13 protein-coding genes are annotated in these 17,007 nt (G+C 44.7%); 3 read left to right on the top strand and 10 right to left on the bottom strand.

The genetic code is table 11. From position 1 onward, the window contains the following. Positions 1-128: 128 nt before the first annotated feature. The 7 genes from AACT19_RS12720 to gap all read right to left on the bottom strand — a co-directional run bounded on the left by AACT19_RS12720 (position 129) and on the right by gap (position 9,370). The gene (locus AACT19_RS12720; RefSeq protein ID WP_076646531.1) at positions 129-2,015 is read right to left on the bottom strand and encodes a BCCT family transporter; all 1,887 of its coding nucleotides are present in this window, start codon (positions 2,013-2,015) and stop codon (positions 129-131) included. Between the two features lie 193 nt (positions 2,016-2,208). Then, the gene (locus AACT19_RS12725) at positions 2,209-2,562 is read right to left on the bottom strand and encodes a hypothetical protein (RefSeq protein WP_004734101.1); all 354 of its coding nucleotides are present in this window, start codon (positions 2,560-2,562) and stop codon (positions 2,209-2,211) included. Positions 2,563-2,810: 248 nt separating this feature from the next. Next, a complete protein-coding gene (locus tag AACT19_RS12730; protein ID WP_017085076.1) occupies positions 2,811-3,770 on the bottom strand; it encodes a ChaN family lipoprotein in 960 nt (319 codons plus the stop codon). 81 nt (positions 3,771-3,851) lie between these two features. After that, on the bottom strand, positions 3,852-4,661 hold the full coding sequence (rlmA, locus tag AACT19_RS12735) for a 23S rRNA (guanine(745)-N(1))-methyltransferase (RefSeq protein ID WP_076646533.1): 810 nt from the start codon (positions 4,659-4,661) through the stop codon (positions 3,852-3,854). 193 nt (positions 4,662-4,854) lie between these two features. After that, positions 4,855-6,891, bottom strand: a complete 2,037-nt coding sequence (locus tag AACT19_RS12740; RefSeq protein WP_076646535.1) for a methyl-accepting chemotaxis protein — start codon at positions 6,889-6,891, stop codon at positions 4,855-4,857. 298 nt (positions 6,892-7,189) lie between these two features. After that, the gene (locus AACT19_RS12745; RefSeq protein WP_017084061.1) at positions 7,190-8,074 is read right to left on the bottom strand and encodes a D-hexose-6-phosphate mutarotase; all 885 of its coding nucleotides are present in this window, start codon (positions 8,072-8,074) and stop codon (positions 7,190-7,192) included. A 300-nt stretch (positions 8,075-8,374) separates the two neighbouring features. Next, positions 8,375-9,370, bottom strand: coding sequence for a type I glyceraldehyde-3-phosphate dehydrogenase (gene gap, locus AACT19_RS12750; protein WP_026012234.1), 996 nt, complete (start codon positions 9,368-9,370; stop codon positions 8,375-8,377). 319 nt (positions 9,371-9,689) lie between these two features. Here gap and msrB point away from each other — a divergent pair, with 319 nt between their 5' ends. Further along, a complete protein-coding gene (msrB, locus tag AACT19_RS12755) occupies positions 9,690-10,127 on the top strand; it encodes a peptide-methionine (R)-S-oxide reductase MsrB (RefSeq protein WP_017079511.1) in 438 nt (145 codons plus the stop codon). Positions 10,128-10,270: 143 nt separating this feature from the next. Here the strand turns inward: msrB and AACT19_RS12760 are convergent, their stop codons facing one another. Then, complete coding sequence (locus AACT19_RS12760) at positions 10,271-11,077, bottom strand: DUF2989 domain-containing protein (protein WP_076646553.1); 807 nt, start codon at positions 11,075-11,077, stop codon at positions 10,271-10,273. Between the two features lie 113 nt (positions 11,078-11,190). Between AACT19_RS12760 and AACT19_RS12765 the strand changes: the two genes are divergently transcribed. Then, a complete protein-coding gene (locus tag AACT19_RS12765) occupies positions 11,191-11,472 on the top strand; it encodes a YeaC family protein (RefSeq protein WP_017089848.1) in 282 nt (93 codons plus the stop codon). Positions 11,473-11,687: 215 nt separating this feature from the next. Here the strand turns inward: AACT19_RS12765 and ansA are convergent, their stop codons facing one another. After that, on the bottom strand, positions 11,688-12,704 hold the full coding sequence (ansA, locus tag AACT19_RS12770) for an asparaginase (protein ID WP_017084059.1): 1,017 nt from the start codon (positions 12,702-12,704) through the stop codon (positions 11,688-11,690). Between the two features lie 118 nt (positions 12,705-12,822). Next, positions 12,823-14,673: a signal peptide peptidase SppA gene (gene sppA, locus AACT19_RS12775; RefSeq protein ID WP_017079514.1), complete on the bottom strand. Its 1,851-nt coding sequence runs from the start codon at positions 14,671-14,673 to the stop codon at positions 12,823-12,825. A 279-nt stretch (positions 14,674-14,952) separates the two neighbouring features. Here sppA and AACT19_RS12780 point away from each other — a divergent pair, with 279 nt between their 5' ends. Next, a complete protein-coding gene (locus AACT19_RS12780) occupies positions 14,953-16,962 on the top strand; it encodes an NADPH-dependent 2,4-dienoyl-CoA reductase (RefSeq protein ID WP_004734088.1) in 2,010 nt (669 codons plus the stop codon). The last annotated feature ends 45 nt before the right edge of the window (positions 16,963-17,007 follow it).

The raw sequence follows: 17,007 nt of genomic DNA on the forward strand, positions 1-17,007 counted from the left end.
TTTGTTTCATCAATATGAAATTGAGCAATAACTCAAATTTTTAGAAAAACATAAAAAAGGCTCACATTTCTGTGAGCCTTTGTCGTATTTAGGAGAGTCCAAATAAATGGACTGTGTCATGGCTAATGTCAAGCAAGCGGCAGTTCTGCAACCACCTGATTGAACGCGACTCGAGCTTTCTGAGCTTGTTCTGATAACTCAACTTTTTTCGCTTGAGCTGTTCTTAGGTTGTTTTCAGCCTGCTCAAGTGCTTGTTGTAGGTTTTCAGGAAGCTCATGTGTTTCCATTTGTGCACCCTGTTCAAGAACATAAGCGCGGATTTCTTTCTTCACATCAGCAAGGGCTTTATAAGCTTCACGTTCAAGTTCTGCGGCTTCTTGTGCTGCGTCTTTCTCTTTCTCGAACTGTGCCAGTGCCATACCTTCTGCCGACCATGGATCCATGTCTGGCAGCTCTTCGATGTTAATCGTCGGCTCGATGTAACTCTCTTGGTGACGTAAATCGAGGCTCGTTGCACGAACGGCTGAGATCATCAACATCACAGAGATAGCCAGTAGCGGTAAGCCACCAACAATCGCAGCGGTTTGAAGTGTGCTTAGGCCACCCAAGAACATCAGAATCGTTGGTAAGAACGACAGTGTGAATGCCCAGAACATACGGTTCCAACGCATCGGCTCTTCGGTCACGTTGTTCTGAACCACAGAAGCCAGAATGTAAGAGATAGAGTCAAAGGTTGTCGCAGTAAAAATAATACACAACAGTGTAAATACGGCGATCACTAACGTGCTCATTGGCAGTTGTGCCAGCATCGAGAAGATAGCTTTGGTTGCGCCTTCTTCGTTTAAGATTGCAACGACATCTAGCTCACCAGATAACTGTAGGGATAAACCGTAGTTACCTAAGATCATGAAGAATAAGAAACAGCCTAATGAACCAAAGAAGATAGAGCCTGACACCATTTGTTTAATGGTTCTGCCGCGAGAGATACGCGCAACAAACAGGCCCATGCTTGGTGCAAAAACTAGCCACCATGCCCAGTAGAAAATGGTCCAATCTTGTGGGAAATGCGTATTTTCGAACGTACCGTAGCCGCCGAATGGTTCTGCCCACGTTGCCATCACAAAGAAGTTAGACAATAGGCGACCAATCGAGTCTAGACCCGTTTCAAGCATGAAAATCGTTGGGCCAGCGATTAGGACGAATATCAAGAGTCCCATTGCACCCCAGAAGTTGATGTTACTGAGGATCTTGATGCCTTTTTCCAAACCCGCATACGATGAGTACGCGAATATCGCAGTACAAACCAGAAGCACCATAACTTGAGTGACGTTATTTTTTGGTAGGCCGAATAAGTGGTTAAGACCTTCAGTAATAAGAGGTGCTGCTAAACCTAACGTTGTTGCTGCGCCACCTAATAGACCAAAGATGAATAGGATATCTACAACTTTACCTGCAACGCCGCGGCTATGGTGTTCACCCAATACTGGCATTAATGCGCTAGAAATTTTTAGTACAGGTTGTTTACGTACATAGAAAAAGTAGGCAATTGGAATAGCAGGGATTAGGTAGATAGACCAAGCAATTGGACCCCAGTGGAATAAACCATAGGTCGCAGCCCAACGAACGGCTTCTTCACTGCCGGGTTCTAGTTGAAAAGGCGGTGATTGGTAGTAGTAAGCCCACTCGATACAACCCCAATACAAGATACTTGCCCCGATACCACCACAGAAAAGCATTGCTGCCCATGAAGCGGTTTTAAATTCAGGTTCTTCATCGGCTTCACCCAGTTTAATTTGTCCCATATCACTGAACACAACGTAGACCATGAAGGCACAAGCTGCGAGTCCAAGCGCTAGGTACAAGAAACCAAGTTGGTCTGTCATAAAGGTTTTAGCGACCGCGATCCAGTCTGCTCCTTGCGTCGGGAACATAATCAGCGGGAAGATGATCGTGAGTAGGAGTGCTATCGCACCAAAAAAGGTTGGCTTATCAATAAGCGCAAAAGAGTTTTTCACGAGTATTATTCCATTAAAATGAGAGCGGAATTATGTCGTGAACTCGTTTTTTAGGACAAATCAGGTCTGTTGTCGTGACGACAAATCGATTTTTTGCAATGAAAGAGGCTCAGAGCAATAGGGACAATGTAAGCAGTGCTGTGCAAACAATGCACGTGGTGCGGTGAAAGGAATGTCGTAAAGGAAAGTAAGGTTATATAAGAGCGAGAAGAATGCCACCAACCGTTGCCGCTGCGGATAAGTATTGCCCTGCTGAATAAGAACCATCGTCCTCTTCTTCAATCTTATCTGGGTGATCCATACCTAATGCGCCGTGAGCAAATGACTCAACCTTATCAGTAACGGTCGCGTTTTCAGCTTCGACTTTCTTGGCTTCTTTATCGATTTCTTTAAGGGCAGATAATAGGGCTTTGCCCTCATCGGAAAGCTTAACGGTATTTTGTTCAACCTTAAGAGGTGCAGGCTTGTCAGCTTCAATGCTTTTAGCTTGTGCGTTCATTTGCGAAGGTGAATACAGCTGAGTGTTACTCGTTCCTACTGGCGTCATATCGCTCTCCTTACCTATCCTTAAATATAGTATCGGCAGAGGTGTGAAAAACTTGTGCATTTAATCACCGTGGTGATGTTTTTTTATTCGCACAATATATCTTCGTCTGCTTAATCAAAACTGCTTGGTAATTAAGCAATTCCTATGCCGATATCAATATTTATCTTAGGGCGCCATTGAACAAGCTTTTAGTTTGTTAGACTTATGCCAGACCTAAACTTGAACAAGATTAAGTCTGGATAGCGAGTTTAGTCGCACTTGAGATCGGATCCGCGCTTAGATAGGTGCTTGTATGCCTTCATTCGGTTCTCTTTCTTAACAAAGCGAGCCGGTGGCGAGAGAACTTCAAGCTGATAGTCACTGCTATCCGATGAGATCGCTTCAACTGGGCTGATGATGGCAATTTTCAAATCAGGGTTACGACGTAGAATCGATGCTGCAGTGCCTAAACCACCTTCGGTGTGGAACTTACCGGCCACATGAATCACTTGTTGGTCTGGGTTCGATGCGAGGTAATCAACAATCGATTCTGCCATGGTTTCGTCCCATGTGACTTGAGCCGCAAACTGTTTTTCTGTTTGCTCTGGTGTTCCGTGATGCATCGAAGCCATGAACTTTTCTTTATAAGGGCTATCGCCAGTATCCACTTCTGAAGCAATCCATTGACGTTGTTCCGTCGTTAGCTGATCTAGATAGGATAATCCTTTACGGCCGATACACTGTACAAAGGGTTTTGGTGCGTTTGCCGCAATGATATCGACGTTGTTGGTTTTAGCGAACTCCACTAACGCGCGGTAATCACTTTCGTAATTTGGCCAAGCAGCCGCTTGAGACATAAGAACTTGTTCGCCAATCTCATCATTTAGATATTGGTTTAATGTGTTTTGATGCTCTCGAGTGAATTGTTCCATTGAAAGCGCGATGTTTGATGTGGCGTTGCGGCGCGCTTTTAAGAAATCGGTTTGGAAGCGATGGATTGCCGAGTGAGTGTGCCATTCGCCAATAAGAACCACATCAGCGTCAATCAGCTGTTTAGGCAATGCATTGAGAGAAAGCGCTTCGCCTTGTGGAGACGCGAATTGGTAGTCGTAGAATGTGGAAACGGCTTGCGTTTGCGTGTTAGCCACGTTTTGAGAAGTGCTGTTTGAAGGTTGATTAGCACAAGCTGTAAGCAGGGTAGCTAATCCGATAAGAATAATACGTTGCATGAAATGCCTCCTTGAAGAACACGCATACTAAAGGAGGCAAGATGAGATTTCAATGCAAACGATAATCAATATCAATTAAAGTTATTTGCGGTACACTCGTAGCATAAAGTCAGCTTCACAGTTGAATTGCTCTGCATCGGTGAGTTGTTGTTTAAATTCTTCACTCGCTTTCCAAGCAAACGGCGTCATCTGTAGCAGGTCGAATGCGTCTGACCCCGATAGTTCCATCATATAGTTTAGTTGCTCTTGGTGCTCAAGAGTAAAACCTTCGATCATCTCTGGATCTTCATCATGCAAACGAACGCCATCATAAATCGCATCACGCAGCTGATAAAGGTGTCGGCTAGCAGGTGTCACGGTGATCACCACACCATTGTCTTTGATGGTGCGTTGCAGCTCTTCTGCCTTGCAAGGCGCGTAAATGCGTAGAATGCCATCTAAGCTATTTTCAGCAAAGGGTAGGCGATGACTCGAAGCGACTGAGAAGTCGACCGCTGGGTAGCGTTTAGCCGCGTATTTGATAGCAATCTTAGAGATATCTAGACCAAAAGTAGCGCCATTCTTTTCTTGAAGGTTTACCGCAATTTCATTGGTGTAATAACCTTCACCACAACCTATATCTAATAGGCTAGGGGCTGTTTCTGGCAGATAGCTAGCGCATAAACCAACAACGGCTTGGCGCATCGGATCGTAGTGGTTGCCTTCAAGGAAGCGGCGACGAGCCTGCATCATCTCTTTGTTGTCACCTGGATCTTTTGAGCGTTTGTGGTGTGCTGGTATCAAATTGACATAGCCTTCTTTCGCTAGGTCGAACTGATGGTTCTTTTCACACTTAAACGTACGATCGTTTTGAGATAAAGGTTGGTGACACAAAGGGCATTGGTAAGTCATTGCGAACTCGAGGTAGAAATTTCAAGTCCAAAATTTTAACAGGAAGCATAGTGGGGCGCTAGAATAAACGCAGTTGTATTGGCTAACGGCAATCCGTGAATAGGTAGAGCCAGTTAATGAAGAGATAGAGCCAACGTATGGTTGGCTCTATTGGTTATGAGCAAGTCACTGATAGAAACAGTGAACTCGCCTTCTAGCTAAAGAAGTTAACTTGGTTCTTTAACGACTCAGCTTGTCTTTGAAGTTCATCAGCACTGTGAGAGGTCTTAGCGCTCGTTTCACGGCTCTGCTGGTTGAGGTCGCTGATCGCATGTGCGTTTGCGGCGATTTCTTGAGAAACCTGAGCTTGCTCTTCTGATGTCGCAGCGATGGTTTCAGCTTGAGAAGCAATAGATTCAACTTGAGAGGCAATCGACTCTAGAGCCGTACCGGCTTCTTGCGCTTTATCGAGTACTTGGTTGGCATTCGATTGGCTTTGTGTCATCAGGTTCACGGCATTGTTAGTTGAAGATTTCAACTTCTCGATGATGCTCACTACGTCTTGCACTGACGTTTGTGTACGATGAGCCAATGTTCTTACTTCGTCAGCGACAACGGCAAAACCACGACCCTGATCACCCGCACGTGCTGCTTCTATCGCAGCGTTCAACGCAAGTAAGTTGGTTTGTTCTGCGATGTCATCAATCATCTTAGTGACGGTTTGAATGCTTTCGCTATCAGAACTCACTTGCTCGATGGCCGATGCTGACTTGTCTAATTGATCATTCAGCTGGGCAACATCAATACACACACCTTCAACGACTTCTAAACCTTTCTGGCTGTCTTCATTTGCAAGGCGAACATTTTCAGCAATGCTGTTCACTTGCTGCGCTACAGATTCTGCAGAGGTGGCCATCTCTTCAATGGCCGTAACGACTTGCTCAACCTGTGCTTGCTGGCGATCAGATTGACTCAAGTTGTGGCTGGCATCTTGTGACACACTGCTTGAGCTGTTCTGTACTTGGTCACTGGTCGTACGTATCTCGCCCACGAGTGTATTCAATTGAGCTGCCATGTTCGCAACACCGGTATTTAGGTTGCTGATCTCGTTTTTCGTCTGCTTGCCATTGTTTGGAATATGCAGGCTCACTTCGCCTTTTCCTAAACGCAGCATGTACTCGTTTAACGTCGTTAGTGGCGTCAGTGTACGGTTTAACACGAAGGTTAACGCGACGATGGTAGCGGCAGCAATCAAGGTAGCAATAATAGCGATGAGCTTGAGTAATTCATCACTGCCCTTGGTCACTTCCTTGATAAAAGTACCGCCAAGCAGTTTCCAATCCCACCCAGGAACTTCGGTGTAGACAAGGTACTTCTCACCAACGGTTTCTTTAACCTTGTATGGATATAGAATTAGACCTGATGGCTGTTCAAAGATCTGATAGAAAGGTTTGTTGCCGTCATAGTCAGCAACATCAACAATTGATTTACCACCGCCAACGTTAGTCGGGTGCAGTAAGTACTGGCCTTGATGCTCTTTCTCGTTATCAACAATGATGGTGTATCCCGTATCCCCCCAAGAAACAGAGCGTAGAGATTCAAACAAGCTTTGAGTCGCCTCTTCTACTGGCAAACCAATGAAAGAGATACCGTTTACTTTGCCTTGAGCATTGGTCAAAGGCGCATAGTAGGTGATGTAACGTTGGCCGAAGAGCTTAACTTGAGAGTAATAAGGCTGGCCATTTTTGAGCTTGCTATAGCCTGGATGATTTTTCCCTAGCGTGGTCGCAACGACTCGTTCGCCTGAAGGTTTTTTAAGAGAAGTAGAGACACGAATAAAGTCGTCGCCAAATGGGGCAAATAGGGTCGCTACGGCGCCGGTGTCGCGGGTAAAGCTATCGACGAGTTTGGTGTCATTGATTAGGCTCTCACCATACTGAGTCATGTTGGGAATAGAATGACCGTTGAACTCAACGTCATAACTTTCAACATAAACACCTGCTAGGTAGCCGTTACGAAAAGTGGATTCTAAAACTTTAGCGGTATGCAGGTAAGCATCAAACTGACCAGAGATGGTTTTGGCCATCGCTTCTACTTTGGATTGGTGTTCTTTTAACGTGTTGTCTAATAATACCTGTGAGGCATTGCGGTACACGAGTGTTGCAATGGAACCAAAGGCGATAAGCAAGCACAGCAAAATGACCAACTTAAGTTGGAAGCCAACACTTTGATTTTTGTATTTCTCGAACATGAATTCACTATCCTGTCTTCATTGAGATGTTGTTAAGTGGTTTTAAGGAAGTTTGTTATTGAGCTTTCTATCATAGGTACTTATTTATCGGCAGTAATTGATAATAATTAATGAATTGATAGTTATATTTATAAACTAGAGTGATGAGAACCACGTGGCGTGGGTTTAAACGAAGAGGCGATGGACTACTGGCTTGTGTTAAGACGTTGATTACTGGACGGTACGTGTGAGGTTAGGGGCAATAAAAAATGCAGCGTTATGAGCTGCATTTTTATGTCTAATTAAACTCGCTAGAGGCCTAGTTTGAAGAAATCACCGTAATCAGTTGGTGGCTTTCGCCAGGCTGTAGCGTTTTGCCTGCTTCTAGGCTTGGTGCGTGCAGTGTTGATTCTACACACATCATGGTTAGGTAACCGTCGTCTTGCATATCGCCCATAGCTGTTGCGCCTTCCGCCCACGGGTTCCACAATACTGCAGAGTTATGACCGTGGTTCTCAACTGTTAGTGTGCGATCGAGATTTTTGTCAGCAACAAAGATTTGCGCCTCTGGTTGCGTGTAAACGCGGTCAATCGTGTCGGTTAGTACCAGTTCAGAACCACCTTGGCAGATCTTGCCACCTTGCAGGCTATCAATGTACTCAGCACCCATACCGGTTGTGGTTGTGTTGTGAATATCACCAACGTTTAGGTAAGTGTGCAGTGCTCCAGAGAAAGTCCATGGTTGTGAATCTGTGTTTTTCACATCCAAAGTTACTTTTAGTTGGTCACCAATCTCAACATTTAAACGTGCATCGAACTGATGCGGCCATACTGCCAGAGTTTCTTCATTCGGCTTTAGGCCTAGGCTTACAATCACACCCGCTTCGCTTTCACGGTGCTCAACTAATTGCCATTCGCTTGAACGTGCAAAGCCATGTGCCGGTGCTGCAATGCGGCCAAACCAAGGCCAACATACTGGAATACCACCACGTAAGGCTGTTTTTCCATCGAATTTAGCTTGTTGGCTCATCCAAATAAGGTCTTGTTGACCTTGTGGTTGGAATGACACCACATGGCCTCCAAACAATGAAATGGCTGCGTTTGCTTTATCGTGGATAACGCGAACCAATTTTACACCTTCGTGTTCAACGATAGTCACGTTGTCAGAAAGTACTGTCAGTGTAGGCAGAGTAGATAAATCCATTACATGATCCTTCTAAGGAAATTGAATTCAAATGCTGGCTAGAACAGTGCTTGTGATTTTATGAGCGACAAGCAGAGCCAGTATTGGAATTAAATTTTGCGTTTTGACTTAAGGTTTAGGTTTAGGTTTAGGTTTAGCTTCAGTTTTAGTGTGTGACTAGCCAAGGCATTTTGGCGATCGGGGGCGAAGCCGTTTAAAAGATAGCAGGTATTAAAAAGGCGACACTAAGGTCGCCTTTTTTCAAAGTCTGCTCAAAACAGTCTTCGCTAATGCTTATCTAAAGCTATTTCTAAAAAGAAATTACTTAGAGATGTGAGCGATTAGGTCAAGAACTTTGTTTGAGTAACCGATTTCGTTGTCGTACCAAGATACAACTTTAACGAATTTGTCAGTTAGAGCAACACCAGCTTTAGCATCGAATACTGAAGTTTGAACTTCACCGATGAAATCTTGTGATACTACTTGGTCTTCAGTGTAACCAAGAACGCCAGCCATTTCGCCTTCAGAAGCTTCTTTCATTGCAGCACAAATTTCTTCGTAAGATGCAGATGCTTTTAGGTTAACAGTTAGGTCAACTACAGATACGTTAGCAGTTGGTACACGGAAAGCCATACCAGTTAGAAGGCCGTTTAGTTCTGGAAGAACAACGCCTACAGCTTTAGCAGCACCAGTTGAAGATGGGATGATGTTTTGAGAAGCACCACGGCCACCGCGCCAGTCTTTAGCAGAAGGGCCATCTACAGTTTTTTGAGTTGCTGTAGTAGCGTGAACTGTAGTCATAAGACCAGACTCAATGCCCCACTTATCGTTAAGTACTTTAGCGATAGGTGCAAGACAGTTAGTAGTACAAGAAGCGTTAGAAACGATGTCTTGACCAGCGTAAGATGCTTGGTTAACGCCCATTACGAACATTGGAGTTGCATCTTTAGAAGGACCAGTAAGAACTACTTTCTTAGCGCCAGCAGTGATGTGCTTACGTGCAGTCTCGTCAGTTAGGAAAAGACCAGTTGCTTCAGCAACTACGTCTACTTCGATAGCATCCCACTTAAGATCTTCTGGGTTACGCTCAGCTGTAACACGTACAGTTTTACCGTTAACGATTAGGTTACCGCCTTCAACTTCAACAGTACCGTTGAAACGGCCGTGAGTTGAGTCGTACTTAAGCATGTATGCCATGTACTCTACGTCGATTAGATCGTTAATACCTACTACTTCGATGTCTGCACGCTCTTGAGCTGCGCGGAATACGAAACGGCCGATACGGCCAAAACCGTTAATACCTACTTTGATAGTCATTGTAGTTGCTCCACAACTTAATTTCTGATTAAAGATAACTGGTAGTAAAATTACAGAATCCAGTATACATCTGCAATAGATAATCCGACTTAACTTGTTTAATGTCAAAAAAAAGCGACGCTTTTCTTAACAATTGGGCGTAAGTGGTTGAAAATTGACCATTGCAAGTGGCTCTGTACCCTTCCAGTTGGGTAAAATACCCCTAAATGATGATTCACTTATGAGTGTATATGTACAATGTTTCCTGGTGAGAAAGTATGTGCTACAAAACGACTGATATGCAAGCCTTTATAGAAAAAAGTAAATATAATAACAGAGAATGTGGAGAGATATTAACGTGGTTCAAAAGGGAGGAAATATGATAAAGCCTGATGAATACTGGCGTGAGCGCCTAACGGACGACGAATTTGCTGTGTGCCGTGAACGTGGTACTGAAGCCCCATATAGCGGTAAGTTACTGCACAACCATAACACTGGTGTCTATAGCTGCACATGCTGTGAAAGCCCTTTGTTTCTGTCGGATAACAAATATGACTCTGGGTGCGGTTGGCCAAGCTTTGATGCCCCAGTGAATGATGAAGCAGTACGCTATATAGAAGATCTAAGTCACGGAATGAAGCGTGTGGAGATCCGTTGTACTGCTTGTGATAGCCATTTAGGTCACGTTTTTCCTGATGGCCCACAGACAACAGGTGAGCGATTCTGTGTTAATTCTGTGTCGTTAATTTTCAACAAAAATGACAAAAGTACGAAATAACTTGTCACAATTGTTTAATCCTTACAGGTCGTACTTGTCGATTAAGGACTATTGAACAACCCAAGATTTCAGAATTAACTCTAGTACAAATAAAAACAGCTACCATGAAGTAGCTGTTTTTTTTGTGCATGAAGAAATCAAAACTAATAGTTAGGCACTATAGACGCGGTGTAAACGCCGTCTTCAATGGCTTCGACAATCTTTTCAGCATCATCATTGAATTGCTTGTATTGAGGTTTGTCGAAACGATACAGCACAGTGAGCTCTGCTTCAGAAGCAATGGGCACATCAAAGTCTTTGGCAACCATTGCCCACACATACGCTTTTTCCATATGACCAAGGCTGTGGTTGATACTGGCCATCGACTTGAAGATTTCAGTGTTGACGACCGAACCATTTGAAAGCGTTAACGCATTATTGAGTAGCTTAAGCGTTTTTGCATGATCGCGGGTGGTATAGAAGGTGGCTAAGGCATATTGCATTTCTGCCGTATTTAACGCTTCTTTCCCTTCTAGTTGTAGGAAACTGCGTCTGGCGTTGGTGTCCCCGGTTTGTGACCACAAGAAGTAAAGCGTTTCCGGTGTATTGGATTGTGATAGTTCATCTACAATACGCTCAGACTCTTCGATGCTGTGCATTAAAGAAGTAAAGCGACGCTCTTGCAGCTTAGATTGATCAATCGTCTCGATCTGCGCCGCAAGCTCTAGGCACTTTTTGTACGCAGTGACTAACTTGAACTCTTTAATCTTATTGGCTTCGGAGGGGTGCTTCTGAACTTCAAATCGATGCCAGATGAGGTCGGTACGTGCGACGCGACATTGCCCATCGTTCATGTTCAATTCCTCACACTGCAGCCCCGGATTACTTTGACAGAGTTGATCGGTATTTTTATTTCCTTCAAGACACCCAACCAGAGTGAAAGGTAATAGGCTAATCGCCAACCGTTTCATCATTTTCATATTCCTTCACTTGTGATCGAATGCACTTATTATCGGTCAGGTTCTTGACTCAATTCTGTTACGGGTTATTTTCTGGTGAAAATTGTTAAAACTAAGGCTTTATCATGGATGCAGAACAACTTCTTAGCGCAATGACACCCGAGGTCTACGAACGTTTAACTTACGCAGTTGAGACGGGTAAATGGCCAGAAGGTACGGTGCTCTCTAAAGAACAGCGCGACTCGTGTATGCAAGCAGTTATGTTATATCAATCTAAACATAACTCCGAAGCTCAACATATGACAATTGCAGCTGGTGGTGATATTAGCTTTAAATCTAAGTCTGAGCTTAAGAAGCAATTTAAGTCAGACCAAGAAGATATTGTTAGGGTTAACCCGAATCATTAGGCTTAAATTACAACAAAGGGGTGGCACTGTGCCACCCCTTTAGCTGTTAAGCCGTTTATTTATAAGCAATAAAACGATTTAGTTCACGTTAAACGCCTGCGATACCCATGAAACGACTGGGTTAATGCGAAGGTTTTGGTTAAACGTATAGCTAACCCCATAGCTAAACCTCTGAACCTATAGCTCTAAACCTCTAAACCTATAGCTGAACAAGCTTATAAACTCATCTCACCGCGCAACACTTGTTGCATTTGATCCTTCACTTGTTCGTAGCTTAAGTTTTGGCTCAACAGGTAATGTAACTTCGCCAGTGCCGCTTCTGGTGTCATATCGTAACCACTGATAACTCCAGATTCTGCTAGTGCACAACCCGTCGCGTAGCCACCCATATTGACTTTACCGGCCAAACACTGAGTTAGGTTCACTACAATCACACCTCGTTCTGATGCATCTTTTAAGTGCTGAAGTAGCTCTTGATTTTGTGGTGCGTTACCAACACCAAAAGTAAGCAAAATCATTGCGTTAACAGGCTGTAGTAGTGTGTTGCGAATCACCTCATGTGAGATGCCTGGGTACATAGTGATTACGCCGATGGGTTGCGGAGTAATGTTATGAACCTTGAAAGCACCTTCAGGTTGCTCGTTTACCTTAACGTTATTGCTGATCTGGATATTGATACCTGCTTCTAGCAATGGGGTTAGGTTTGGAGAGGTAAACGCATTGAAGCCATCTGCGTGTGATTTTGTGCTGCGGTTACCGCGCATCAACTTGTTGTTGAAGAACAGTGTCACTTCGTTGATCGGGTAGTTCGCTGCAATGTGCAGAGCATTCAGCAGGTTTGCTTGTCCGTCTGAACGTAACTCTGCCAATGGGATCTGAGAGCCCGTAACAATCACAGGTTTGCCGAGGTTTTCCAGCATGAAAGACAGAGCAGAGGCGGTGTAAGCCATTGTGTCTGTACCGTGTAGGATAACGAAACCATCGTACTTATCGTAGTTCGCGCGAATATCATCAGCGATAGTCTGCCAATCAAGTGGCGTCATATCTGAAGAGTCCATCAATGGAGAGTATTCATGAATGGTGTACTCAGGCATTTCTGGGCGATGGAATTCAGGCATGCCAGCTAGCTGCTTATCCATAAAACCTGCGACAGGGACATAGCCGTGGTCCAAAGACTTCTGCATGCCAATTGTGCCGCCGGTATACGCGATATAGATGTGTTTTCTTTCCATGGCGATTAATACTTAGTGTGATATAGGGAACAGGGGGGCGATTATAGCGAATTATCATGCAATAAAAAGAGGCGCCTCACACAGAGGCGCCTCTTGATAACAAAGCGTTGAGCTTATCTTATTGAACTTGGCAGTTTAAGCAAAAAGCGTATCGGCCTTGTGGGTCGTTAAAGTTGCCTAACAGCTGGCTATCTTGAGCTAACTGCTGAGTAACAGGTTGTAAACTGCTTGGAATCATTGATTGGATATCAAAGCCTATCGACATCTGAACTTGATTCATAAACTCTTGAATAAATTGTTCAGTCGTTGAAAGTGGTTCTTCTACCCAGTAGATGTTGTAGGTTTCAAGCTCTGCAAGTGAAGCCGCTGCCGCAATCGCATCATCAAAATCACCAATTTCATCGACTAGACCTTTCTGGATTGCATCTTGGCCAGTCCATACTCGGCCTTGAGCGATCTTGTCGACAGCATCGACTTCCATGCCGCGATTCTCTCCAACTAGGCTAATGAATCGGCGGTAACCGTTTTCAATGCCCATTTGGAACGCATCTTTCGCGCCGTCGCTAAGCCCAGTCGTAATACCAAGACCAGAGAAAGGTGATGTGCCAACGCCATCAGTGTAAACACCAATATCGTTCAACCCTTTTTCGAAAGTTGTGATAACACTAAAGATACCAATCGAACCAGTTAAGGTCGTTGGTTGAGCCAAGATCTTGTCCGCACCCATCGAGATCCAGTAACCACCCGAAGCGGCAAGACTAGACATCGACACAACAACCGGCTTGCCCGCTTGCTTGATCGCTTCAATTTCATTGCGAATCACTTCTGAAGCAAAGGCACTGCCGCCCGGGCTGTCTACACGAAGTACAACGGCTTTTACTTTGTCGTCGTTGCGCGCTTGGCGAAGTAGTGCTGCTGTGGTGTCACCACCAACGGTGCCACGTGGCTGCTTACCATCCATAATTGCGCCGCTAGCAACAATCACAGCAACATCGTGCGATTCACTGGTTAGGTCTGGAAGCATGGTTGTACGGTACTCGTAGTACCCAAACGCGTTATAGCTGTCTTGACCATCACTGCCGAAGACGTCAGCAAGCTCTAGTCGTACTTGCTGGCGAGTCGCCAGTTCGTCAACTAAACCAAGCTTCTCTGCCAGTTTTGCGATATCGCCATCAACCGACTCAAGGTCTTTTAAGAAAGAGTCCATGCTTGGGTTCAAGGTCTTAGCGTCGATCTGACGGTTGTTGCTTACGTCATCAACGTATGCGCCCCATAATTGGCCTAACCAACGAGAAGCAGATTCTTTCGCTGCATCTGACATGTCGTCACGAATGAAAGGCTCGATAGCTGACTTATAGGTACCCACACGGAACACGTGCGTATTGACGTCTAGCTTCTCTAATAACGTTTTGTAGTAAAGCGAATAAGCGCTGTAACCTTTGAGAAGAACCCCACCATCTGGTGATAGGAAGACTTTAGTTGCGTAGCTGGCTAGGTAGTATTGGCTTTGGTTGTAAAAGTCACCCACCGCATAAATTGGTTTGCCTGTTGCTTTGAACTCGTTGAGTGCTTTAGCAATGTAGCGAAGCTTGGTCAGATTGGTTTCTGGCAGTTCTTTGAGTGCTAAAACGATACCAGTAACGTTGTCATCGTCTTTGGCGTAGCGAATCGTTTCAACAATATCAAACAGGACGTTCTCTTTTGGAAGGTCTTTGCCAAGCAGTGAACCCGTGACTGAATCCATCGGATTGATATAGCGACTTTGCTCCACGATAGGACCAGACAGGTTAAGTACTAAAGCCGATTCCTGTGGAACAGTGGGCTGAGCTGTGTCTGAGTGGAAGTATACAAAGTAGATGATGGCGATACTGAGTAAAAAGAAGAGGTTAACGAGCGCAAGACGCACAAACGTTATGAGCTTCCAAATCCCTTTAAAGATCATACCTATAAATTTGAATATCTTTTTCATTATGTCTCCGCAGTGAGATCACGTGGCTTTAACAAGCAACAGTACTATTAATCTCAATAATATGAACTGCTTAGTATCCTACGATAATTCCCTAGCTCAAACTACACCAAGAATTGTTAATCGATATATATTCTCATTAAGTGTAGACAAATTAAGGGTTTCTGAACGATTAATACCTTCAGCATTATGATCAGTGTTACAAAAATGTAAACGGTTGTTTGAAGTTTTGGTGATTGAGTTATATTGTGGTCAGACCACAAGGATATAATAATAGAAGTGATGTCTGCCATGTACCCACATTTACTCGAACCACTCGATCTTGGATTTACTCAGTTACGTAACCGTGTATTGATGGGATCAATGCACACGGGTTTAGAAGAAAATAAAGAAGGCCTCCACAAGCTTGCCGCGTTTTATGAAGAGCGAGCAAAAGGAGGCGTTGGCCTTATTGTTACCGGTGGTTTCTCTCCTAATTTACGTGGCAGATTGACCCCATTTAGTGCTGAGTTCAGTAAAGTTAAGCACGCAAAAGCTCACCAAGTTGTTACCGAGGCCGTGCATAAGCATGGCGGTAAAATTGCCCTTCAGTTGCTGCATGCTGGCCGCTATGCCATGCACCCATTCGCGCAAAGTGCTTCGGGCATCAAAGCGCCAATCGCTAAGTTTGCACCGAGTGAGATGAGCCCTCGTCAAATTAAAAAGACCATCGGTGCTTTTGCCAACAGTGCAGAGCTAGCTCAGGTTGCTGGTTATGACGGCATTGAGATTATGGGCTCTGAAGGCTACTTGATTAACCAATTCATCTGTAAACGTACCAACATGCGTTATGACGAATGGGGCGGTTCTTATGAGAAGCGCATGCGTTTCCCATTAGAGATCGTTAAATCGATTCGCGAAGCGGTGGGTAAAGATTTCATCATTATTTTCCGCTTATCGATGCTGGATTTGGTTGAGCAAGGCAGCACGTTCGAAGATGTTGTACTTCTGGCTCAGAAGCTAGAAGAAGCGGGCGTGACCATTATTAATACCGGCATTGGTTGGCATGAAGCTCGTGTTCCGACTATCGCGACACAAGTTCCAAGAGGGGCATTCTCTTGGGTGACGGAAAAAGTAAAACCATACGTGTCGATCCCAGTGGTGACATGTAACCGAATCAACACGCCTGAAGAGGCCGAACGTATCCTCAGTTCAGGACAGGCCGACATGGTATCAATGGCTCGTCCATTCTTGGCTGACCCTGATTTCGTTAATAAAGCGGCTCAAGACCAAGCTCAGTTCATTAACACCTGTATCGGTTGTAACCAAGCTTGTCTTGATAACGTATTCAAAGGCAAAAGAGCGAGTTGTTTGGTTAACCCTCGAGCTTGTTACGAGACTGAAATTGTTGTTCAGCCTGCCCAAGCGACCAAAACTATTGCCGTGGTTGGGGCTGGGCCTGCTGGTTTAGCCTGCGCGACGACGTTGGCACAGCGTGGTCATAATGTTGATCTGATTGAGAAAAATGACCGTATCGGTGGACAATTTAGATTGGCAATGCAGATTCCGGGTAAAGAAGAGTTCAGAGAAACGATTCGCTACTTTGCTAATCAAATCGATGCATCAGGCGTGAACTTAAAACTGGATACTGAAGCGACGTTTGAGATGTTGTTGAAGTACGATGAAGTCGTTATGGCTGCTGGTGTTGAACCAAGAAAGCTTGATATTGAAGGGATTGACCAAGAAAACGTAATCGATTATCAAACCTTGATTCGTGAAAAGACACCAGTAGGCGAAAAAGTCGCGATTGTTGGTGCCGGTGGTATTGGTATTGATGTGGCAACTATGCTGACAGAGCCGACTTCTCACAGCTTGGATGACTGGCTGCATGAGTGGGGCATTGATAAAAATATGGAACACCCTGGTGGACTTTATCCTTACCCTGATTCGTTCAGTGATAAAACGGTTTGGGTGATGCAGCGTAAAGCGGGTCGTGTCGGTAAAGGTCCGGGTAAGACTACAGGTTGGATTCATAAACGCACATTAGAAAAACGTGGTGTGAACTTACTTGGTGGCGTGAGCTACAACAAGATTGACGACCAAGGTCTGCATATCAGCGTTGGTAAGAAAGATCAGGTACTCGATGCCGATTCCGTTATCGTGTGTGCGGGTCAGGTTTCTGTTCGTCCATTCGAAGACATGTGGCAAGAGTTTGGTGGCAAACTACACGTGATAGGCGGTGCCGATTACGCGGGTGAACTGGATGCCGTGCGTGCGATTCGCCAAGGTGTTGAGTTAGCTATTAAGCTTTAACAACAAACAGAATGTTCTCGTTTGATAAGTTTGAATCAGAAAGTT

Origin of the sequence: Vibrio sp. 10N.222.47.A9 (assembly GCF_963872585.1) — a bacterium.
In the GTDB taxonomy this organism is placed as follows: domain Bacteria; phylum Pseudomonadota; class Gammaproteobacteria; order Enterobacterales; family Vibrionaceae; genus Vibrio; species Vibrio splendidus.